This window comes from Streptomyces sp. NPDC051740 (genome assembly GCF_044453165.1).
In the GTDB taxonomy this organism is placed as follows: domain Bacteria; phylum Actinomycetota; class Actinomycetes; order Streptomycetales; family Streptomycetaceae; genus Streptomyces; species Streptomyces atrovirens.
Genome location: NZ_JBITCL010000025.1, coordinates 16,519 through 37,118, shown reverse-complemented (window position 1 = coordinate 37,118; position 20,600 = coordinate 16,519). Strand labels below are relative to the sequence as shown.

Here is a 20,600-nt window from a genome sequence, read left to right as displayed (position 1 = left end):
ACATCCGTTCGCTCCCCACCAGGATGTGCCATGCCGGACGGTCCGGCGCGGCGGAGCCGCAACCTTTGGTACATCCCGGTCGTCTCACCCGATACCAGAAGGATGCGAGCCCAGGGGGCCGAAAATGCTTCGAAAGAGAACAATCTGTGCGACTCTCGTGCTCGTGGGCGCCACGCTGACCACGGCGGCCGTCCCGGCCGTCGCCGCCCAGCCGACGGCGTCCCGGGCCACGGCGTGCCCGACCGGCTGGGGCAGCCTGCCCAAGACCGGCTCCGGCAGCACGACCACGCCGGTACGGGACATCAGGACCGGACGGCACGCCTGCTACGACCGCATGGTCGTCGACCTGCCCGGCGCCGCCCGCGACGGCCTCGGTCACTCGGTCCGGTACGTCGACCGCCTCCACCAGGACGGATCGGGCCGGCACATTCCCGTCTCCGGCGGCGCCGTCCTCGAGGTGCGGGTGGCCGCGCCCGCGTACACCCCCGAGAGCGGTGAGCCCACCTATCCCGCGCGCGCCGGACGCCCCCTGCCGGGCGTGGACCTCGCCGGGTACCGCACGTTCAGGGACGCGCGGTTCGCCGGCAGCTTCGAGGGCGAGACCCAGATCGGGCTCGGGGTGCGGGCACGGCTGCCGTTCCGGGTACTGCGGCTCGACGGCCGTCTCGTGATCGACGTCGCCCACGGCTGGACCGGCAGCCGCTGAGCGCCTGCCGCCGGGCGGTCACTGGTCCAGGGTGCCCGTCTCGCAGACCCGGCGCGCCACCTCGCGCAGTTTGGTGTTGGTGCGCTGGGACTGGGTGCGCAGGATGTCGAAGGCCTGGTCCTCCGTCACATGGTGGCGGCCCATCAGGATGCCCATCGCCTCGCCGATCAGATGCCGCGTGGCGATGGCGTCCTGCAGCTGTGCGTCGGTCCGGGCGGTGGAGAAGGCGACCGCCGCGTGGGAGGCCAGCAGCCAGCCGGCCGTCTCGCTGTCCTCGGTGAACATCCCCGGCTTGTAGGAGTACATGTTGAGGGCCCCCAGCTCCTCCTCCCGGGTGTACAGCAGGAAACCCATCATGCTGCCCACCCCGAGCTCCCGGCAGCGCGGCACGAAGGACGTCCAGCGTTCGGGGTCCGCGGTGAAGTCGGGGATGCGGAAGACGCGTTCGGCCCGGTCGGGCCGGGCCGCGTCGAAACAGGGCCCTTCGCGCAGGCTCTCCTGGAGACGGTCGCTGTCGACCACGAGCTGCGAGGTCGGCGCCAGCGAACTCACCCGGTCCCCCCGCAGGACGAGGATCCCGGAGGCGTCGCAGCCGTCGACGAGCTCCACCGCTTTGCGCGAGATCCGCTTCAGGGTCGAGTCGAGGGTGTGCTCGGCCAGGAGATCACGCGCCATGGAAGCCATCTGCTGCGCGAAGTTCCGCCAGTCCACCGTCCGCCTCCCTGGTTGCCGCAGTCAGCACACACCGCCTCTACCCCGCGTCGGCGTACGGCACGCCGGTGAACGGCCCGATCGGGGGCAGACGGCGTACGTGATCTTCGCGGGTCCGTGCGACCCCGGGCGCACTCCGTGCCGGCCGCCAGAGAGGAACCACCACGGTGACCATGTCCCAGCGCCGTACGCGTCCGACACACCGCGGGCGGCGCTTCGACCTGCGGGCGACGGCCGTGTTCTTCGGCCTGCTCGCCACGGCCCTGATCGCCGTCGGCTTCGCGGTGCGCGCGCTGGCCCCCGTCGTGCAGCGGCGCCCGGTGTGGGTCGTCGTCCTGCTGTGCGTGGTCGTCGCGACCGTGCTGGCCCACGGACGCAGACGGCGGCGGCTGTCCGCGGCGAGGATCGCCCGCCGGGCGGGCGAGGCCCTGGAACAGGCCACGACGACGGCGCTCGACGCCCTGGACACACCGGCGCCGGCGCCGGTACGGGCCCACACGTACGACGACGGCGTCCCGGGCCCCGAGGAGACGTACGACGACGGCGTCCCGGGCCCCGAGGAGACGTACGACTACGACGTCCTGGACCCCGATGAGTTCGAGGCGGCGATAGCCGACCTGTGCGTGCGGGACGGCTGCGTGCGGGTGGAGGTCGTCGGGGGAGCGGGGGACCTGGGTGCCGACGTGACGGCCCTGACCCCCGACGGCCGCCGCCTCGTCGTCCAGTGCAAACGCTACGGCGACGACAACAAGGTGGGCTCGCAGGACCTCCAGCGCTTCGGCGGCACCTGCTTCACCGTCCACGAGGCGGACGTCGCCCTCGTCGTCACCACCAGCGACTTCACCGCGCCGGCCGTCGAGTACGCCGCGCAGTGCGGCATCGTGTGCGTGAACCGCGACGCCCTGCTCGCCTGGAGCGGGGGACGGACGCCGGAACCCTGGGCGGCGGGCGCGTACGAGGCGTAGGCCCGGGTGTCAGTGCCGGGTGCCATCCTGCCGGTATGGACGAACTGGAGTTCATGCGCGGCAGGGTCTACGGGGCGGACCACGACGATCCGGGCCCGCGCGACGGGAGGTCGTACGTGGAGCTGGCCGGGGGCCCGCTGGACGGTCTGCTGCTGGACGTCACCGGCCGCAGCGAGACGGAACTGAGACACGGCGTCGGCCTGCCCACCGAGATGGGCCGCTACGGCGCGGGCGGTCGCGCGGTGTACGCGCCCCGCGGCCCCGGTGCCCGGGTGTACGACTGGAGGGGTGACGTTCCCTAGCCGCCCGGCAGGGTACCTGGGACGTCGCAGGGTACCCGGGACGTCGTGGACGCGAGGAGGCGGAGCGAGCCATGGGACTGCTGACGGAAGGCGGCTCGGTGCTGCGCGACCGGATCGGTCACGCGATCTTCTCGCGGGTCGCCGGACCGGACGGCCCGGACAACCGCGCGCGCATCCACGGCACGCCGGGCCCGCGCTGGTTCGGCCCCGACCGGCCGGTCAGGAGGGTGCACGGGGACGCGTCGATGTTCATCGGCGGACTGGCGGCCCTGCTGCTGCAGTCGCTCCACCCGCTGGCCATGGCCGCCGTCGCCGGGCACTCCGGGTTCCGCGGCGACCCCTGGGGGCGCCTCCAGCGGACCAGCACCTTCCTCGCCGTCACCACGTACGGCACCGCCGACAGCGCCCAGCGGGCCGTCGACCGGGTGCGGGCGGTCCACGAGACGGTGCGCGGCACCACCGCCGACGGCGAGGAGTACCGGGCGTCCGACCCCCGCCTGCTGTGCTGGGTGCACATCGCCGAGACCGACATGTTCCTGCGCGCCCACCAGCGCTACGGCGCCCGTCCCCTGGACGAGGAGGGTTGCGACGCGTACGTCGCCGACATGGCGCGGATCGCCACCGCGCTCGGCGTGCCCGACCCGCCGGCCGACCGCGCCGGACTCGCCGAGCGGCTGGCCGCCTACCGCGGCGAGCTGCGCGCCACCCCCGAGGCCCGCAGCACCGCCCGCTTCCTGCTGCTCCACCCGCCCGTCCCACTGCCGGCCAGACTGCCGTACGCCGCCCTCGCCGCCAACGCGGTCTCCCTGCTCCCCGTCTGGGCCTCCCGCGCCCTCCGCCTCCCCCGTATCCCCCCGGCCGAGAGCATCTGCGTACGCCCCCTGGGCACAGCCCTCACCACGACCATCCGCTGGGCCCTGGCCCCCACCCGGGACACAACCCCCTGACCACGAGCCCCGCGCCTCCCGCCGTCCCCGCGCCTCCCGCCGTTCCCGCGGGCTCCTTTCGTTCCCGCGGGCAGTCGTGCCGCTGGGGCGGCACGGGTGGGCACGACGGCACCCCGTAAGCGCCGGGCTGCGCGGACCCCCGGCCCACACCAACACGGGGCACCCCACAGGCACCAGCCACATCGCCGGTTGACCCCGCCCAGAAGGGGCACCCAGTGCTGACCGGCATCACTCACGGACACGGGAGGTCGAAGTGGCGGTCCGCCATCGTCTGATCAGCACGAGCCCGCAGTCCGTCTGGACCGTCCTGGAGGACGGCACCCGGTACGCGGACTGGGTCGTGGGAACCTCCTCGTCGAAACCGGTGCGCGGACACTGGCCACAACTCGGCTCGGCGATCGGCTTCGAGATCCGCCTCGGCCCCCTGCGCCTGGCCAACGAGACCGTCGTCCGGCGCTGTGTGCCCGGCGAGGCGCTGGAACTCGAGGCCAAGGCCGGCCCCCTCGGCACCGCCCGCATCGCCATCGAACTGCGCCCCTGGGGCGACCACTGCCTGGTCATCGTGGACGAACACCCCCTGCGGGGTGCGGGCGGCACGGTGCACAACGTGGCCGTGGAGGCCCTGATCCAGATCCGCCACCGCGCCATGCTCGCCAGACTGGCGGAGATCTGCGAGACCGACGCGGCCGAGGCGGAGCGGCGCCGTTCCCTCGGCCAGGTGGTGTCACCGGCCCCCGACGAGGGAGGCGCCCGTGCCTGACGCCGTGGTGATCGGGGCCGGCCCCAACGGCCTGGTCGCGGCCAACCTGCTCGCCGACGCCGGCTGGAGCGTCGAGGTGCTGGAGGAACAGCCGGAGCCCGGCGGGGCCGTACGCCACGACCAGGGCGTGGAGCACGGCTTCGTCAACGATCTCTGCAGCTCCTTCTACCCGCTCGCCGCCGCCTCCCCGGTCGTCTCCGGGCTGCGCCTGGAGGATCACGGGCTGCGCTGGAGCCAGGCCCCGCACGTCGTCGCGCATCCCCTGAGCGACGGCCGGTGCGCGGTTCTCGACCGTCGTGTCGACGTCACCGCCGACTCGCTGGAGGCCTTCGCGCCGGGGGACGGGGCTGCCTGGCGCCGCCTGCACGACATGTGGGAGCGTCTTCGGCCGGATCTCCTGGACGCCTTGTTCACTCCCTTCCCGCCGGTCCGCTCCGGGGTCCGCCTGGCTTTCCGGCTGCGCGGCACGGGCGGGCTGCGCATGGCGCGCACCCTGGTCCTGCCGGTGCGCCGGCTGGGGGAGGAGGAGTTCCGCGGCGAGGGCGGAGGGCTGCTGCTGGCCGGGAACGCGCTCCACGCCGACCTGGCACCGGAGGCCGCGGGCAGCGGCGGCTTCGGCTGGCTGATGTCGATGCTCGGACAGACCTACGGCTTCCCCGTGCCGGCCGGCGGCGCCGGAGCCCTCACCGAGGCCCTGGTACGCCGGCTGGAGTCGCGCGGCGGGGTGCTGCGCTGCGGCAGGCGCGTCGAGCGGATCCTCGTACGCGACGGCCGGGCGACGGGGGTGCGCACGGCCGACGGCGAGACGTTCGCGGCCGGCCGCGCCGTCCTCGCGGACGTGGCCGTGCCCGCCCTGTACCGCGAACTCCTCGGCCCCGAGGACGTTCCCGCCCAGATGCTGGACGACCTGCGGCGCTTCCAGTGGGACTTCGCCACCTTCAAGGTCGACTGGGCGCTGGACGGCCCGGTGCCCTGGAGCTGCGAGCAGGCCGCGGGCGCCGGCACCGTCCACCTCGCGGACGGCGTCGACGAACTCACCCGCTTCGCCGCCCAGCTCGCCACCGGCAGCGTCCCCGACCGCCCCTTCTGCCTGTTCGGCCAGATGACGACCTCCGACCCGTCCCGCTCCCCGCGGGGCACCGAGTCCGCGTGGGCCTACACCCATGTGCCCCACGACGTCACCGGCGACGCGGGCGGGGACTCGCTCACCGGGGCCTGGGACACCAAGGAGCAGGAGCTCATGGCCGACCGCGTGGAGCGCCAGGTGGAACGCTTCGCGCCCGGTTTCCGGTCCACGATCAGGGCCCGGCGCGTCCTCGCCCCGCCCACCCTCCAGTCCCTCGACCGGAATCTGCACGGCGGCGCCATCAACGGCGGCACCGCCGCCATGCACCAGCAGCTCTTCTTCCGCCCGGCCCCCGGCACCGGGCGCCCCGAGACGCCCGTCAAGGGCCTGTACCTGGCGTCCGCCGGCGCCCACCCGGGCGGCGGCGTGCACGGCGCGCCGGGCGCCAACGCCGCACGCGCCGCGCTGCGCCGGCCCTTCGCGCCGGGACTGGCCGGGGCGCAGCGGCTGCTGGCCCGCCGCGACCGCACCGGCCGCCGGCAACCCGACGCGGGCGGCAGCGGCGGTGTGTGACCGGTGCGCACGACCCCATCGACCACGACCGACGGAGGAGGGACGATGACCCGACACGACGACGGCCCCGACCTCGCTCACCGGCGCCCCGAAGGCGTGAGCGACGAGACGGTGGAGGCGCTCGGCTCGCTGTCGAAGGCGCTGGAGACGACCGAGCGGGCCCGGGGCCACCTCTACAGCTTCCACCAGCTCACCGGCACCGCCGACCTCGAACTCGACCGGGCGGTCGAACTGCTGCACAAGGCCGGGCACCCGGACTGGGCGGAGACGGTGCGCACCCAGGTGCTGGGCCGCAACGTGATCCCCGGGCACTGGACGTTCCAGATCGTCGAGGCCTACGACGCCACGTACCACCGCCCGTTCAGGGAGATCGAACAGGCCGCCGTCGAGGAGCTGGCCGAGGGCCGGGACCACCTCTACGAGGCCGAGATGAAGGAGGCCCGCCGGACCGCCGGCCACCCCGACCACACCGCCCGCCCCGACACCGGCCCGCCGCCCGGCGAAGGGGACGACCGGTGAACGGCGGCCCGCTGCGTGACCGTACCGTCGTGGTCACGGGCGCCGCACGCGGGATCGGCGCGGCCCTGGCCCGGGACCTGGCCCGGCGCGGTGCCCGGATCGCGCTGCTCGGCCACGAGCGGGCCGGGCTGGAAGCGGTGGCGGAGAGCCTGCCCACGCGGGCGTGGGTGGAGGAGCTCGACGTCACCGACGAGGCCGCGCTGGAGCGGGCCGCCGAACAGGTCAGGACACACCTCGGCACCCCCTCCGCCGTCGTGGCCAACGCCGGTGTCGCGGAGGGAGGCCCGTTCGTCACCTCGGACCCGGCCCTGTGGCGCCGCGTGATCGACGTCAACCTCACCGGCAGCGCGGCCACCGCCCGCGCCTTCCTGCCGGACCTGCTGGCGACGAAGGGCTACCACCTCCAGGTCGCCTCGCTGGCCTCGATCGGCGCCGCCCCGATGATGAGCGCCTACTGCGCCTCCAAGGCGGGCGTGGAGGCCTTCGCCCACTCCCTGCGGGCCGAGGTGGCGCACCACGGTGTCGCCGTCGGCATCGGCTACCTGAACTGGACCGACACCGACATGATCCGCGACGCGGACCGCCATCCCGTACTGCGGGAGCTGCGTGGCCACATGCCGCCGCCGGCCCGGCGCCTGTACCCGGCGGACCAGGTGGCCGGCCGGCTCGGAGCGGCGGTGGAACACCGCAGCACGGCCGTCTACATACCCCGTTGGCTGCGCCTGGCCCAGGTGGCGCGTGCCGCGCTGCCCCCCGTGGTGCTGCGGGTGGCCCGTCATGAACTGGCCCGGCTGGAGGCCGAGGACCCCCTGCGGCACACCGGGCTCCTCGGCGCGGGCGGCGAGGCCGACCGGACCGCGGAGCGGACATACCCGTGACCCGGCCGGACCTGCCGAGCCGGCCGGACCTGCCGAGCCGGCCGGTCAGCCCGGAAAGCGCCCCGTGGAACGCAACGACCAGCGCCGCTCCGCGTAGGCCAGGTCGTCGCGCCACAGCCGCCCGGCGGCGGCCCGTACGAGCGGACGCAGCAGCGGCGCCGCACCGCGCGCCAGGGCGAATCCCGGGCGGCCGGACGCCGCCACCACCGCCTCGACGACCGCCGTGCGGGGCCGCCCGTCACTGTCGGGCCCCAGGGGAGTGGCGTGCGTCTCCACCACGGACCCCACCCCCTCACCCTCGGTGATGTGCATGACGACCGTGCGCGGCTCGGGCGCGGTGAACACCGCCCGCACCGGGACCACCAGCCGTCCCGCCACCTTGAAGGACACGTCCACGGTGAAGCCGTCCCCGGTGGGGCCCTCCGCGTCCCCGTCCGGGCCGTCCGGTGCGCCGGCCACGGTGAGGTCGACGAACGAGTAGGGGTGGAACCAGGCCCCGTGCCAGGGGTCCAGGCGGTTGGCCACCACGTCCTCGGGCTCACAGACGCCCACGCCGGTGTACACCGCCGTCAGGGCGCGCGCCGGGTCCGGCCGCCGAGGCACCACCGGCGCCTCCAGCGGCGCCTCACCGCCCACCGCGTCCAGCCGGACCCACAGCAGGACGCCGTCGTCGTACGCCGGGAACGGCTCCCAGCCCGCGAACGACCCCCCGTCCAGGGCGAGTCCGTGCCAGTGGCACACCAGCGTGCCGCAGCGCACCGGGCTGTCCCGCAGCGGCGCGCCCAGATGCGGGCAGATCCCGGGCCCGGCGACCGGACGGCCGTCCGCGTCCCGCCACAGCACCACCTCCTGCCCCGCCACGGTCCGTGCCAGCGGACGGTCACCGCCCACGTCGCGGGAGGCGCCGACGACGTACCAGTTGCCGGACGGACGCGCCTGCGCCCGCTTCAGCGCCCCGGCGATGACGGCGGGCCGGGCCTCGCGCCAGGTGGGACGCTGCCGCTCCCACGGCACCGGGCGCCGCCGCAGGGACAGCGGCAGCCACCGGCGCTCCCTCCCTGGTCCGGTGCTCATGCGACCTCCCCGGGAACCGGCGGGCACGGGGCGAGCGGACGGACGTCCGGGCGCCGGGCGCCGCCGCGGGCCCGCAACCGGGCGGCGGCCACCCGGGCGAGCCCGTCGGCGGCCACCACGGCACGGCGCCGGCGCGGCACCACCGCCCGCCGGTGCAGCACCGACCAGCCGTCCCGCGCCACCGCCTCCAGGATCCCGCCGTACAGCACGAACGCCGCGCGGATGCACGGCCGGGACACCGGTTCCAGCATCGCGAGCCCCGGTGCCGCCTCCCGGTACACGCCCCGCGTCAGCGCCTCGAACTCCTTCAGCGCGGCGGTGACGCGCCGGTCGCGGCGGCCGGTGTCCCGGCACCACCGCAGCAGCGCCCGGTGGACGCCGTGCGCGGCGAGCAGGTCCGCGGGCAGGTACACCCGCCCCCGGTCGAGGTCCTCGCCCACGTCCCGCAGGAAGTTGGTCAGCTGGAAGGCGACCCCGAGGGCCGCGGCGTGCGGCGCGGCCGCCTCGCGCGGGGCGACCGTGCCGAGCACGGGCAGCATCTGCAGCCCGATGACCGCCGCCGAGCCGTGCGTGTACCGGCGCAGGGCCGCGTAGTCGGCGTAGTCGGTGACCACCAGGTCGGAGCGCATGGCGGCCATGAAGTCGGTGAAGTGCCCGTGGTCGACGCCGTACCGGCGCGCCGTGTCGGCGACCGCCCGCACCACCGGTTCGGTGCTGTTCCCGTCCCGCAGCCCCTTGTCCAGTTCCCTCTGGAGCGCGGCGAGTTCGGCGTCCCGGCGCCCGGGGCCCGCCCCCGTGCCGAGCGAGTCGACGATGTCGTCGGCCCAGCGGGCGAAGCCGTACAGGGCGTGCACGGCGGGACGCCGCTCCACCGGCAGCAGCCGGGTGGCGAGGAAGTACGTCCTGCCGTGCCGGGCGTTGAGCGCGCGGCAGTGGCGGTAGGCCTCGCGCAGCGCCGGATCGGTGACGCCGGCCGCGTCGAGTTCACGGTCGGTCATACGGAGGCCTCCTGCGTGGGGGTGAGAGGGCGACGCGGCGGTCGCGGGCCGCCGGTGATCCGTGCCGCGGCCAGCTTCCCGGACAGCAGCACGGTCGGCACGCCGACACCGGGGGTGGTGCCGCAGCCGGCCAGCACGGCGTTCTCGGTGCCGCGGACCAGGTTGCGGGGCCGGAACGGGCCCGTCTGGGCGAAGGTGTGGGCCGTGGCGAACGGCGTACCGGCCGCGTGCCCCTGCGCGTGCCAGTCGGCGGGTGTCACCACGCACTCCGCCTCGACGGCGGCCCCGAGCCCGGCCAGCCCCCGCCGCTCCAGCTCCCGCAGCAGCGCGTCCCGGTAACCCGGCGCCAGGTCCGTCCAGGCGGCGGGGCCCGGCCCGATGTCGGTGTTGGGACACGGGGCGAGGACGTAGTGCAGATGGCGTCCCGGCGGGGCGAGGGACGGGTCGGTGGCGGTGGGCCGGGTGATGAGCAGCGACGGGTCGCTCATCAGCCGGCCGGTACGGGTGAGCTCGTCGAAGGTGCCGCGCCAGGCGGCGCCGAAGGAGAGGGTGTGATGGGCCAGCTCCGGCCAGGTCCGGTCGGTGCCGAGGTGCAGCACGACCGCGGAGGGGGAGTGCCGCAGCCGTACGGGACGCCGTGGCGCGCGGCCGAGGAGCCCGTAGGCGGCGGGCAGGTCGGGGGTGAGGACGACCGCGTCGCAGGGGATGCGGCCCTGGTCGGTGACGACGGCCGTGATCCGTCCGCCGGAGCGTTCCAGCCGGGTCACCCGGTGGCCGAACCGCAGGTCGGCGCCCGCGTCGGCGGCGGCGTCCGCCATGGCGCGCGGCAGCGCGTGCATCCCGCCGCGCGGGAAGTACACGCCGGCGACGGTGTCCATGTAGGCGATGACCGCGTACGCGGCCAGCGCCCGTTCCGGCGGGACGCCCGCGTACAGGGCCTGGAAGGAGAAGACCCGGCGCAGCCGCTCGTCCCGCAGGAACCGTCCGATCCGCGCGTCCAGCCGCCCGAACCCGCCGAGCGCCGCCAGCCGTACGAGGTCGGCGCCCAGCAGGCCGAGCGGCGAGTCGAAGTTGGTGTCGATGAAGCGGTGCGTCTGGACCCGGTGCAGCCGCTCCAGCCAGCCGCGCAGCCGCAGATAGCCCGCGGCCTCACGAGCACCGGCGAACCGCTCGACCTCCGCCGCCATCGCCTCGGCCCCGGTGTGCACGTCGAGGCTGCTGCCGTCGGCGAAGCGGGCCCGGTACGCCGGGTGCAGCGGAACCAGCTCCACACGCCTGCGCAGACTGTCGCCGACGGCGGCGAACGGCTCGTCGGCCAGATCGGGCATGGTCAGCACGGTGGGCCCGGTGTCGATCCGGTACCCGTCGAGCACCATCCGCCCGGCCCGGCCCCCGGGCAGCGCGTCCCGCTCGACGACGGTGACCCGCCGGCCCGCGCCCAGCAGGTGCAGTGCCGCCGACAGCCCGGCCAGCCCGGCCCCCACCACGACGACATGGTCCGTACGTCCCGTCACGGTGCGGATCACCGGCCGGCCTCCCCGCCGCCGGCCGCCCGCGCGGGTCCCGGCCGGGTGCCGCAGGGGTGCGCGTCCCGCGGCGGACCCTCACCCGCCGCGGAGGCCAGCAGCAGCCGCAGCCGCTCCCCGCCGTGCGGATCGAGGAGGGCGCCGTCGACGTGCCGCAGTCCCCGGGCCACCAGCCGGCCGATCATCGCCTCGACCGTGCTCCGTGCCCCGGTGCCCGTCAGCACCTCCCGCACCTCCTCCAGACCCTCCTCGGTGAGTGCTCCGTGGCCGAGCGAGCGGTCCAGCACGTCCAGGGCCCGGCGGTCGCCGGCCGCCTCGGCCCGCGCGTGGGCGACGGCCACCAGGCAGGTCGGCTTCCCCTCACCGATGTCCCCGCCCGTCGGCTTGCCGGTGCGCCGCGGATCACCGAAGACGTCGTCGAGATCGTCGCGGAGCTGGAACGCCGTGCCCACACAGCGCCCGGCCGCGCACAGGGCCGCCGCGGTGCCCTCGTCCGCACCCGCGAGCGCGGCACCGAGGGCGATCGGCCGTTCGACCGAGTACAGGGCGCTCTTGACACGGGCGGTGCGCAGCGCGCGCGGCAGCGACCGCGATCCCGTCGCCTGGCCGTGCAGGTCCAGGTACTGGCCGGCCACCATCTCCGTACGCATGTCGCTCCAGAGCCGGCGCACCGCCCGCCCGCCGTCCCCTTCGAGCGGTGTCTCGGCCAGGAGGTCGTCGGCCCATACGAGCGCCAGATCGCCGGCGAGGATCGCGGTCCCGTCGCCGAGGCGCCCGGCCCGCCCCGCCGGTGCCGCGTCCGCGTACTGGGCGGCGACGTCGACATGGAGCGTGGGCCGCGCACGGCGCAGCGCGGAGCCGTCCATCACGTCGTCGTGGACCAGCGCACAGGTCTGCAGGAGTTCGAGCGCCGCACCGATCCGCAGGGCCGCCTCGACCGTGGCGGCGCCCTCGCCACCACAGGCGCGCAGCGCCCACCACAGGAAACGCGAACGGGTGCGCTTGCCGCCCGTACGGGTGAAGTCCGCGACCCGTCCGGCCACATCACCGCCGAACAGCGGGTCCACGTCACGCGCGCGGGCCACCCGGTCGGCCAGCACATGGTCGAGCACACGGCCGACCGCGCCGGACACGTCCCGGTCCACGGCGGACGCGTCCTCGGTCCCCGGCGGTGCCGGGGTGTGCTCCGTGCCGTACGGCGCGTCGCCGGACGGGCCGGGTGCCGACACCGGCACCGGGCCCCCGACGAGCCGCGGCCCCGCCGGGTCGTGATCCTGCGCCTGTCTACGGCCCATCCCGGTTCCTCTCGTCCTGAACACCGATCGTCGCGTGCCTGATGCCTTTCCGCCCGCGCACCGCGTGCGGATGCGGTACGAACGGAACGGGCCGATGAACTGCCGCCGCATGCCTTCCCCCTGTGCGCCCTGTCTCACCGGCAGCGGTTGGTCACACCTTCGAGTGACCCGCATCTGATCGGGCACACAGGCAGGAATGCTGGACACGGGTGCCGAGGAGCGGGAGGAGCGTGCTGTCGTGCTGGACGCCGACGTGGCGGTCGTCGGGGCGGGAGCCGCCGGACTGTCCCTGGCCCACCGCCTGTCGCGGACCGTGCCGGGGACCCGGGCACTGTCGGTCGTCCTGGTGGACGCCCCGCCCGGCCCGCTGCGTTCCCCGCGCCGCACCTGGTGCTTCTGGGAAGCGGGCGCGGGCCGTTTCGACGCCGCCGTCACGGCGACCTGGCGGCACCTGCGGGTGCGTCCCCCTTCCGGCCGGCCGGCCGAGGGGGACATCGCGCCGCTGCGCTACAAGATGATCCGGTCCGACGACTTCGAGCACCTGGTCGGCCACGATCTGGCCTCCAGCCCGGTCGTCCGCCGGCTGGAGGCGGCCGTCGAGACCGTGGAGGACGTGCCCGGGGGAGCCCTGGTCCGGCTGCGGGACACCGACGCCCGCGCCCGCTCCCTGCGGGTCCGCTGGGTGTTCGACTCACGTCCCCCGGGCAGCCTGCCGGCCGCCCGCACCACCCTGCTGCAGCACTTCCACGGCTGGTTCGTCCGCACCGCCCGCCCGGTCTTCGACCCGCGGACCGCCGACCTGATGGACTTCCGCACCCCCCAGCCCGCCGGCGGACTGTCCTTCGGCTACGTCCTGCCCGTCGGCCGCCGCGAGGCACTGGTGGAGTACACCGAGTTCTCCCGGCGCCCCCTCACCGCCGACGGCTACGAGTCGGCGGTACGGCAGTACACCGAGGACGTGCTCCGGCTGGGGGAACTGCGGGTGCTGTCCACCGAGACGGGCGTCATCCCGATGACCGACGCCCCGATCCCCCGCCGGGTCGGTGCCTCCGTCTTCCGCATCGGTGCCGCGGGCGGCGCCACCCGCCCCTCGACCGGCTACACCTTCGCCGGGATCCAACGGCAGACGAGGGCGGTCGCCGCCGCCCTCCGCCAGGGCCGCGTTCCGGTGCCGCCCCCCGCCCATTCGGCCCGCTCCCGGGCCATGGACGCCGTCCTGCTGCGCGCCCTGGACAGCGGCCGGGCCGACGGACCCGCGCTGTTCTCCCGCCTCTTCACCCGCGTGCCCATGCGGCGCCTGCTGCGCTTCCTGGACGGCCGCACCCGGCTCCACGAGGACCTCGCCGTCGGCCTGCACGCCCCCATCGGCCCCATGCTCCGCTCGGCACTGGAACTGCCCGCCCTGCCCCGCCGACCGTTCGACGGCCCCTGATCCGGGCCGTCCGCCCCGCCCCTTCTGTACCGGGAGACCGCATGACCCTGCTGCGCGACGGGAATCTCGCCGCCGCCTTCGACCACGCCGCCCGTGGCTACGACGCCCTGGTGGCCGCCAACCCCGGCTACCACGCCCACCTCCGCCGCTCGGCATGCCGCCTGGGGCTGCCGCGGCGGGGCGATGGACTGCGCGTCCTGGACCTCGGCTGCGGCACCGGCGCGTCGACCGCCGCGCTCTCCACGGTGCTGCCGGGCGCGCGGATCGTGGCCGTGGACGCCTCCGCCGGCATGCTCGAACGGGCCGCCGCCAAGAGCTGGCCGGACGGGGTGACCTTCGTACGGGCACCGGCGGAAGGGCTGGCGGAGGCCGGGGTGGAGGGCCCCTTCGACGCGGTGTTCGCGGCCTACCTCCTGCGCAACGTCGCCGACCCGGACGGTGTGCTCACCACCGTGCGCGGACTGCTGGCCCCCGGCGGGAGACTGGGCGTGCACGAGTACACGCTCGGCGGACGCCGCGCGGACCGCGTGGTGTGGACCCTGGTGTGCCGCGGCATCGTCCAGCCGGCGGCCACCGTGCTCGGGGACGCCGAGCTCTACCGCCACCTGTGGCGCAGCGTCGTGGAGTTCGACACCGCCGGCCGTTTCGCCGGCCGGCTGCGCGCGGCCGGCTTCGGAGCGGTGCGCGCCCTGCCCCTGCCGGGATGGCAGACGGGCATCGCCCACACCTTCGTCGGCCGACGGCCCCGCACGGAGAGCGAGGGCGAGGGATGACCCCCTTCCGCCGCCCGGACGCCACCCGGCACGGCCGGGACCGCCGCGCCCGGGTCCTCGCGGCCCCGCCCGGGAGGCGCCGGATCGAGGGCGTCCGCCCGACCACCGCCGTCGTCGGCGGCGGCATCGCCGGCCTGGCCGCGGCGACCGCGCTGGCCGAGCGCGGCGTGGCCGTGACGCTCTACGAACGCGAACCCTTCCTGGGCGGACGGGTCGGCGGCTGGCCGACCGGCCTGGCGGACGGCACCCCGGCGACCATGAGCCGGGGCTTCCACGCCTTCTTCCGCCAGTACTACAACCTGCGCGGTCTGCTGCGCCGTACCGACCCCGGCCTGGAACGGCTCACCGGTCTGCCGGACTACCCGCTGCGGCACGGCGACGGACTGCGGGACGGCTTCCGCCACGTCCCGCGCACCCCGCCGTGGAGCGCGCTCGGCTTCGTCGCCCTCAGCCCGTCCTTCCGCGTGCGCGACCTGTGCCGCATGAGACCGCTCGCGGCCCTCCCGCTGCTCGACGTGCGCGTGCCCGAGGTGTACGAACACCTGGACGGCGTCAGCGCCCACGACTTCCTCGACGCCGTGCGCTTCCCGCGCAGCGCCCGCCATCTGGCCTTCGAGGTGTTCTCCCGCAGCTTCTTCGCCGACCCCCGGCGGCTGTCGGCCGCCGAGATGGTCCTGATGTTCCACATCTACTTCCTCGGTTCCGCCGAAGGGCTGCTGTTCGACGTGCCCGACGCGCCCTTCCCCGCAGCCCTGTGGGACCCCCTGGCCGGCTACCTGCGCCGGCACGGCGCCCGGATCCGCACCGCCACGGCCGTCGAACACATCACCCCCACCGGGGACGGCTGCTACGAGGTCGCCACCACCGGGGAGGAGAGCCGTCACGACACCGTCGTCCTCGCCCTCGACGCCGCGGGACTGCGCGCTCTGGTCGCCCGCTCCGGCCGGCTGGGCGACGGCCCGTGGCGGGAACGGATCGCACGCCTGCGCAACGCCCCGCCGTTCCTCGTCACCCGCCTGTGGCTGGACCGGCCCGTCGCACCCGACCGGCCCGCGTTCCTGGGCACGAGCGGATACGCCGGCCTCGACAACATCAGCGTGCTGGACCGCTACGAGGACGAAGCGGCCCGCTGGGCCTCCCGCACCGGGGGCTCCGTGGTCGAACTCCACGCGTACGCGCTGCCCCCGGACGCGTCCCGGGACGTCGAGCGGAAGCGGCTGATCGGACAACTGCACCGCGTCTACCCGGAGACACGGGCGGCCACGATCGTCGACGCCCGGCACGAGTGGCGGGCCGACTGCCCCCTGTTCCCCGTGGGCGGTTACGCCGACCGGCCGACGGTACGCACCCCGGAGCCCGGCGTGACGATGGCCGGCGACCTGGTCCGCACCGGCCTGCCCGTCGCGCTGATGGAACGCGCGGCGACGACCGGGTTCCTCGCCGCCAACGCCCTGCTGGAACGCTGGGGCGTGCGCGGACAGACCCTGTGGACGGTGCCCGACCGGGGACGCGGCGCCCTGCTGCGCTCCCTGGCCCGGCTGGGGCGGCCGGCGGGCTGACGGAGAACCGGCGGCCGGGGTCAGCCGCCGGGCCCGGACCGCTCGGCCTCCGCCCCCGCCGCGGTGAGGTGGCCGAGGACGTCGGTCCGGTGAAGGAGGCGTTCGAGGAAGGGCGGCCGGTTGTCCAGGTGCAGGACGGCGTGGGCGGCGCTGCTGTGACGGCGGACCATGAGCAGCGCGGCCAGGCCCAGCCGATCGACGCCCGCCAGGTCGCGGAAGTCCAGCCGTACGGCACACGGCGGGGCCGGCCCGGTCAGGTGCGCCACCACGACGGCGATCAGCTCCGCACCGCAGGCGTCGTCGAGTTCACCCCCGACGCGCACGGTCAGCGTCGCGGTCCGCGGGTCCGCCGAGGGACGGACGCCGGTGCGGTGCGGCCCGCTCATACGGGGGTGCCGCGGACGACCGGTCCGGCGGGCCGGCCGCGGAGACCGGCCGCGCCCTCGCGGACGAAGCGCAGGCCGCGGGGGAAGTCGTGCAACTGCTCCGCGAGGATGTCCAGCCCGGTGACCAGGGAGTGCACCGGAACACTCCGTGCCGCGAGCACCTCGGAGGTCCACCCCAGGAACTCGGTGAACACCCCCGCGTCGTCCATGTACAGGGCGGTGGCCAGGAAGTCGAGGATGTGGACCAGGTCCTCCGCGGTCCGCTCCCGTTGCGCTTCGCCGTACCCGCGCATGGCCGGGAACCGGCTCTCCAGGTCCGTCAGCACCTGTTTGACCAGCTGACTGCGGGACCGGACCACCATCGTGTACTCCTGGTCCGCCAGGTGCGGCAGGTCGTCGACCGCCTGCCGGACCGCCGTGGGGCGGGGCAGGCCGGCCTCCAGCGCGGCGGCCGCGCCGCGGGCGTCCGGGGCCCATCCGTCGGCGCCCAGGGCCCGCGCGAACCGGCCGTCCGCCCCGAAGGCCCTTCCCCCGGCGAGCACGGGCACCCCGACGGCCTGGCAGGCGGTGATGGCCGCGTGCGCGGCCGGCAGGTGGGTGGGGATCGACCCGGAGAGCAGGACGGCGTCGGAGTCGGTGTGGTGCTGGTGGGCGACGAGGTGGGGCGTGGGTGTCTGGGCGCCCAGGTAGTCCACCTGCCAGCCCCGCAGCCGCAGGACCTCGGCGACGAGCCGGGCGGGGAAGGCGTGCCACTCGCCGTCGACGCAGGTGACCGTCACCCGCCCGCGGTACGGGGGGACGGGCCTGCCCGCCGCCGGACGGTGGACGAGGGCGGCGATCACCCGCTCGTTGATGGCCGTGGCGGCGTGCTCCTGGGCGACGGTGATGCGGTCGGCGGCCCATTCGGCACCGATCCTCTCCTGCACCGCCGCGACGACGTCGAGCAGCAGGGCCTCCTCCTGCCATCCGGCGTCGAGCCCGGCGCGCACCACGTCGACGGCGTCGTACTCGGTGCCCCCGAGCACCGCCCGCCAGAGCTCGTCGCGCAGAACGGCGGTCGACGGGCGGTTCGTGCTCACGTGTCCCTCCCCGGGTCTTCGCCGGCGCCCGTGGGCGGCGCCGTGCGCGGTGCGCTGATGGCGAGGGCGGCCATGTCGTCGTGGCCGCCGCCGCCCAGCCACTGGGCGGCCAGCATCTGCACCCGTTCCACGACCGCTTCCCCCGGCATGCCGGCGCATTCCACCAGTGCCTGCCGCAGACGGCGCTCCCCGAACAGTTCGTCCCCCAGCGGTCCACCGCGGGCCTCGGTGATGCCGTCGGTGTAGAGCAGGCACGTCTCCCCGGGTGCGAGCACCTCCTCGGCCGTGTGCACCGTGACGGAGGGAAGCGCGCCGACGAGGGTGCCGTGGGTGGCCGCCTCCTCGACGCGGCCGTCGGCGCGGACGATGAGCGGGGGCATGTGCCCGGCGCTGGTCAGCCTCAGCCGCACCCGGCGGCCCTCGCGCCTGACGGAGGCCAGCACCATGGTGGCGAAGCGGGTGTGGTGCGAGGTGAGCAGGGCTCCGTTGAGCAGGGTGAGGACCTGCTGGTGGTCGGAGGCCAGGGGCAGCAGCGCGTGCAGCGTGTTGCGGATCTTCCCGGTCAGGACCGCCGCGTCCAGTCCCTTGCCGGCCACGTCGCCCAGCACGACGAACGTCTCCCGCGAGGCGTCGGTCCCGGGGTGCACGTCGTAGAAGTCACCGCCGATCCGCTCGTGGTCGCTGGCGGCGCGGTAGCGCCCCGCGTAGTCCACCCCGTGCAGGTTCTCCAGGACCGGCGGCAGCAGTTCCCGCATGAGCGTGGTGGTGATCGCGCTCTGCTCGCTGTACAGGCGCGCGGCCGACAGCGCGGTGCCCGCGCGTACGGCGAAGAGCCGGGCGAACGCCTCCTCCTCCGGGGTGAAGGCCCGCTCCGTGCCGGCGCGGAGCAGGATCAGCGCGCCGGCGGACACCCCGTGTCCGGGAAGCGGTGTGACGATGACGGAGCCGACGGGCCCGCCGAAGCCCTCCGGGACGACCCACTCGGGGAGGGCGGCGGGGTCGATCCAGCGCGCGGGCACCGGCGGGAAACCCTGGAGGGCCTCGGCCAGGCCCGGGACGTCACGGGCGTCGAACTGGCGCGAGGTGTGCTCCGCTGGCCCGCCGCGCAGGGCGTGGGTGACACCGTGGCGGCGGCCGACGGGCGGCAGGACGAGCAGCGCGGCGTCGGCGAGGTGCTCGGCCGCCAGCCGCGCCGCGACCTCCGCGCAGCGCGGCACGTTCAACGACGCCAGCAGGGTGCTGGAGACCATGGCGTGGATCTTCGCCTGCTCCCGGGCACTGCGCAGGGACGTTTCCGCCCGGCGGCGGCCGGTGCCGTCCACCAGCCACCACACGACGCCCTCGTCCAGGAGCGGGCCGGGATGCGCCTCGAAGAACCGGTCACCGATCTCCCCGGCGGCCGGCGGGGCCGCCGGTGTGACGTCCGTCCCCTCGGTGAGGCTCCGGTGCGCGTCCGCCAGCCAGGCCGGCACCACGTCCCGTGGGGCGGCCCCGCCGCGGTGGTCCGCCAGCACCAGCCGGGCGGGCGGGTTCAGGTCCACGAGCGTGCCGTTCGCGTCGAGGACCACGACCGGGTAGGGGGCGTCCTGCCACGTCGGACCGGTACGGACGTCCGTGTCACGCGGGCGGGCGGATGAGCCGGGGGAAGGAATCACAAGCGCAGGCACGCGTCGTGCGCACCCCACCACCTCTCTGCCGGGGAAACCGGATTCGGTTGCCACGGTCTCCCATCCGTGTCCGCGAAATCAACCTGTCCGGGCGACGACGCGCCCGCCGGGCGGCTGCGTACCCCGAAGCGGGGCCCTCACTCCCGCTCTTCGCCCGTGCCGTTGCCTGCGCGCTCCCGGGCGGTGGCAGCGCTCAGACCGCCGTCACGGCCTCGCGCACGGCGCGGTGCACGGCGCGCGCCAGCCGCGCCCCCCACAGGGAACGGGGCCCGGCGAAGGCGTGCTCCTCCTCGTCCGGGCCCGGTGTGCGGGCGGCGACGCACACCGCGTCGGTGGGCGTGCCCGAACAGTCGAGGCCCGCCTCCAGGAGGGCCTGCACCTTCGCCTCCGTCGCCGTGCCCACCGCGTTGACCAGGGCGGCGTCGCTCAGCGGCACCGGCAGGGCGACGACGATGTTGATCGTGCCCGGACCCTGGAGCCCGTCCGCGCCCTCCCCGGGCCGTGCGGCCCAGCCGCGCACGTCGACGCCCGCCGTGACGCAGGCCTCCGCGCCGGCGTCCTCCGCGTACGCGTACGCCGAGACGTCCGCCGCGGTCATCAGCCCCACCCCCGGGCCCCGCGCACCCGCGGCGGCGGCGAGATCCGCCAGGTGCCGGTCCGGGTCGGTGCGCCGGTAGCCGTGGGAGACCTGGGCGTTGAGGACCCAGGTCCGCTCGCCGATGCCCCCGCCCAGCACCGCGCTGCTGATCATCCGTCGGCCGGGTCCCGCGGTCCACAGCAGCGCGTGCAGCCGTTCGCCGTTCTCGACACGGGTCAGGCACCGGGGGGACGGCAGGGCGGGGGTGAGACGGGGCTGGGGGAGAACGGCGGTCACCGTGCGGGGCTCCTTGCTGGGCGGACCGACCGATCCTAGGGCCTGCCGCCCGCCGCGCACGGGGCGGGTCAGCGCCGCGTGACCTCCGGCAGCCGGAAGCAGGCCGTGACGGTCTTGCCGTGGGGGCAGGGGCGGGCCTCCCAGGTGTCGGCCAGGGCGTCGACCAGCAGCATGCCGCGTCCGCCGACACGGTCGGTGCTCGGTCCCCGGGGCGTAGGCAGGGCCGCGGACCTGTCGTGCACCGAGATGTGCAGACAGGAGCCGTCCCACGACATGACCAGTTGCGCGCTGCTGCGGGCGTGGACGTGCGCGTTGGTGACCAGTTCCGAGACGGTCAGCAGCACGGCGTCCGCCGTCTCGGGGGCGGCCGTGTCCCAGCCCAGTGCGACGAGGTGGTCGCGTGCCCAGTCGCGGGCCGCCTTCACCCCGTGGTCCATCGGCAGTGAGCGCGCCCAGCCCACCGTCCGGACCGACGACTCGTCCATGAGATCCTTCCCGGTCGTCGCCACG

The 20,600-nt window shown here is 75.5% G+C and carries 21 protein-coding genes; 11 read left to right on the top strand and 10 right to left on the bottom strand.

Features of this window, described 5'->3' with window-relative positions; all coding sequences use genetic code 11:
* Positions 1-124 precede the first annotated feature (124 nt).
* Positions 125-706, top strand: a complete 582-nt coding sequence (locus ACIA6T_RS30460; RefSeq protein WP_399449724.1) for a hypothetical protein — start codon at positions 125-127, stop codon at positions 704-706.
* A gap of 18 nt (positions 707-724) precedes the next feature.
* Here the strand turns inward: ACIA6T_RS30460 and ACIA6T_RS30455 are convergent, their stop codons facing one another.
* Complete coding sequence (locus tag ACIA6T_RS30455; protein WP_399449723.1) at positions 725-1,417, bottom strand: GAF and ANTAR domain-containing protein; 693 nt, start codon at positions 1,415-1,417, stop codon at positions 725-727.
* A gap of 167 nt (positions 1,418-1,584) precedes the next feature.
* Between ACIA6T_RS30455 and ACIA6T_RS30450 the strand changes: the two genes are divergently transcribed.
* The 7 genes from ACIA6T_RS30450 to ACIA6T_RS30420 all read left to right on the top strand — a co-directional run bounded on the left by ACIA6T_RS30450 (position 1,585) and on the right by ACIA6T_RS30420 (position 7,427).
* A complete protein-coding gene (locus ACIA6T_RS30450; protein ID WP_399449722.1) occupies positions 1,585-2,382 on the top strand; it encodes a restriction endonuclease in 798 nt (265 codons plus the stop codon).
* A gap of 35 nt (positions 2,383-2,417) precedes the next feature.
* The gene (locus tag ACIA6T_RS30445) at positions 2,418-2,684 is read left to right on the top strand and encodes a hypothetical protein (protein ID WP_399449721.1); all 267 of its coding nucleotides are present in this window, start codon (positions 2,418-2,420) and stop codon (positions 2,682-2,684) included.
* 71 nt (positions 2,685-2,755) lie between these two features.
* Positions 2,756-3,631, top strand: a complete 876-nt coding sequence (locus ACIA6T_RS30440; RefSeq protein ID WP_399449720.1) for an oxygenase MpaB family protein — start codon at positions 2,756-2,758, stop codon at positions 3,629-3,631.
* Positions 3,632-3,884: 253 nt separating this feature from the next.
* On the top strand, positions 3,885-4,391 hold the full coding sequence (locus tag ACIA6T_RS30435; RefSeq protein WP_399449719.1) for an SRPBCC family protein: 507 nt from the start codon (positions 3,885-3,887) through the stop codon (positions 4,389-4,391).
* Complete coding sequence (locus ACIA6T_RS30430) at positions 4,384-6,030, top strand: phytoene desaturase family protein (RefSeq protein WP_399449718.1); 1,647 nt, start codon at positions 4,384-4,386, stop codon at positions 6,028-6,030. The genes ACIA6T_RS30435 and ACIA6T_RS30430 overlap by 8 nt, the downstream gene beginning before the upstream one ends.
* Before the next feature lie 45 nt (positions 6,031-6,075).
* Entirely contained in the window at positions 6,076-6,549 is a 474-nt protein-coding gene (locus ACIA6T_RS30425; RefSeq protein WP_399449717.1) for a hypothetical protein, read from the top strand.
* Positions 6,546-7,427: an SDR family oxidoreductase gene (locus tag ACIA6T_RS30420; RefSeq protein ID WP_399449716.1), complete on the top strand. Its 882-nt coding sequence runs from the start codon at positions 6,546-6,548 to the stop codon at positions 7,425-7,427. The genes ACIA6T_RS30425 and ACIA6T_RS30420 overlap by 4 nt, the downstream gene beginning before the upstream one ends.
* Before the next feature lie 45 nt (positions 7,428-7,472).
* Here the strand turns inward: ACIA6T_RS30420 and ACIA6T_RS30415 are convergent, their stop codons facing one another.
* From ACIA6T_RS30415 to ACIA6T_RS30400, 4 genes are read right to left on the bottom strand one after another with little or no spacing between them, the layout of a single operon-like run.
* Positions 7,473-8,501, bottom strand: coding sequence for a DUF5914 domain-containing protein (locus ACIA6T_RS30415; protein ID WP_399449715.1), 1,029 nt, complete (start codon positions 8,499-8,501; stop codon positions 7,473-7,475).
* A complete protein-coding gene (locus tag ACIA6T_RS30410) occupies positions 8,498-9,499 on the bottom strand; it encodes a phytoene/squalene synthase family protein (RefSeq protein ID WP_399449714.1) in 1,002 nt (333 codons plus the stop codon). The genes ACIA6T_RS30415 and ACIA6T_RS30410 overlap by 4 nt, the downstream gene beginning before the upstream one ends.
* Entirely contained in the window at positions 9,496-11,025 is a 1,530-nt protein-coding gene (gene crtI / locus ACIA6T_RS30405) for a phytoene desaturase family protein (RefSeq protein WP_399449713.1), read from the bottom strand. The genes ACIA6T_RS30410 and crtI overlap by 4 nt, the downstream gene beginning before the upstream one ends.
* Positions 11,022-12,320 (bottom strand): polyprenyl synthetase family protein, encoded by a 1,299-nt coding sequence (locus tag ACIA6T_RS30400; protein WP_399449712.1) that lies wholly within the window; start codon positions 12,318-12,320, stop codon positions 11,022-11,024. Before ACIA6T_RS30400 ends, crtI begins: the two co-directional genes overlap by 4 nt.
* Before the next feature lie 196 nt (positions 12,321-12,516).
* Here ACIA6T_RS30400 and ACIA6T_RS30395 point away from each other — a divergent pair, with 196 nt between their 5' ends.
* From ACIA6T_RS30395 to ACIA6T_RS30385, 3 genes are read left to right on the top strand one after another with little or no spacing between them, the layout of a single operon-like run.
* Entirely contained in the window at positions 12,517-13,752 is a 1,236-nt protein-coding gene (locus ACIA6T_RS30395; protein ID WP_399449711.1) for a lycopene cyclase family protein, read from the top strand.
* Between the two features lie 41 nt (positions 13,753-13,793).
* Positions 13,794-14,525, top strand: a complete 732-nt coding sequence (locus tag ACIA6T_RS30390; protein ID WP_399449710.1) for a class I SAM-dependent methyltransferase — start codon at positions 13,794-13,796, stop codon at positions 14,523-14,525.
* Positions 14,522-16,084 carry an FAD-dependent oxidoreductase gene (locus tag ACIA6T_RS30385; protein ID WP_399449709.1) on the top strand — a complete coding sequence of 521 codons (1,563 nt, stop codon included), beginning with the start codon at positions 14,522-14,524 and terminating at the stop codon, positions 16,082-16,084. The genes ACIA6T_RS30390 and ACIA6T_RS30385 overlap by 4 nt, the downstream gene beginning before the upstream one ends.
* A 20-nt stretch (positions 16,085-16,104) precedes the next feature.
* Here the strand turns inward: ACIA6T_RS30385 and ACIA6T_RS30380 are convergent, their stop codons facing one another.
* The 5 genes from ACIA6T_RS30380 to ACIA6T_RS30360 form a co-directional block, all read right to left on the bottom strand.
* Entirely contained in the window at positions 16,105-16,470 is a 366-nt protein-coding gene (locus tag ACIA6T_RS30380; RefSeq protein ID WP_399449708.1) for an STAS domain-containing protein, read from the bottom strand.
* Complete coding sequence (locus tag ACIA6T_RS30375) at positions 16,467-17,549, bottom strand: B12-binding domain-containing protein (RefSeq protein ID WP_399449707.1); 1,083 nt, start codon at positions 17,547-17,549, stop codon at positions 16,467-16,469. The genes ACIA6T_RS30380 and ACIA6T_RS30375 overlap by 4 nt, the downstream gene beginning before the upstream one ends.
* The gene (locus ACIA6T_RS30370) at positions 17,546-19,216 is read right to left on the bottom strand and encodes a PP2C family protein-serine/threonine phosphatase (protein WP_399449706.1); all 1,671 of its coding nucleotides are present in this window, start codon (positions 19,214-19,216) and stop codon (positions 17,546-17,548) included. Before ACIA6T_RS30370 ends, ACIA6T_RS30375 begins: the two co-directional genes overlap by 4 nt.
* A 193-nt stretch (positions 19,217-19,409) precedes the next feature.
* On the bottom strand, positions 19,410-20,090 hold the full coding sequence (locus ACIA6T_RS30365; protein ID WP_399449705.1) for an adenosylcobinamide amidohydrolase: 681 nt from the start codon (positions 20,088-20,090) through the stop codon (positions 19,410-19,412).
* Between the two features lie 68 nt (positions 20,091-20,158).
* Positions 20,159-20,575, bottom strand: a complete 417-nt coding sequence (locus tag ACIA6T_RS30360) for an ATP-binding protein (protein WP_399449704.1) — start codon at positions 20,573-20,575, stop codon at positions 20,159-20,161.
* Positions 20,576-20,600: the final 25 nt, after the last annotated feature.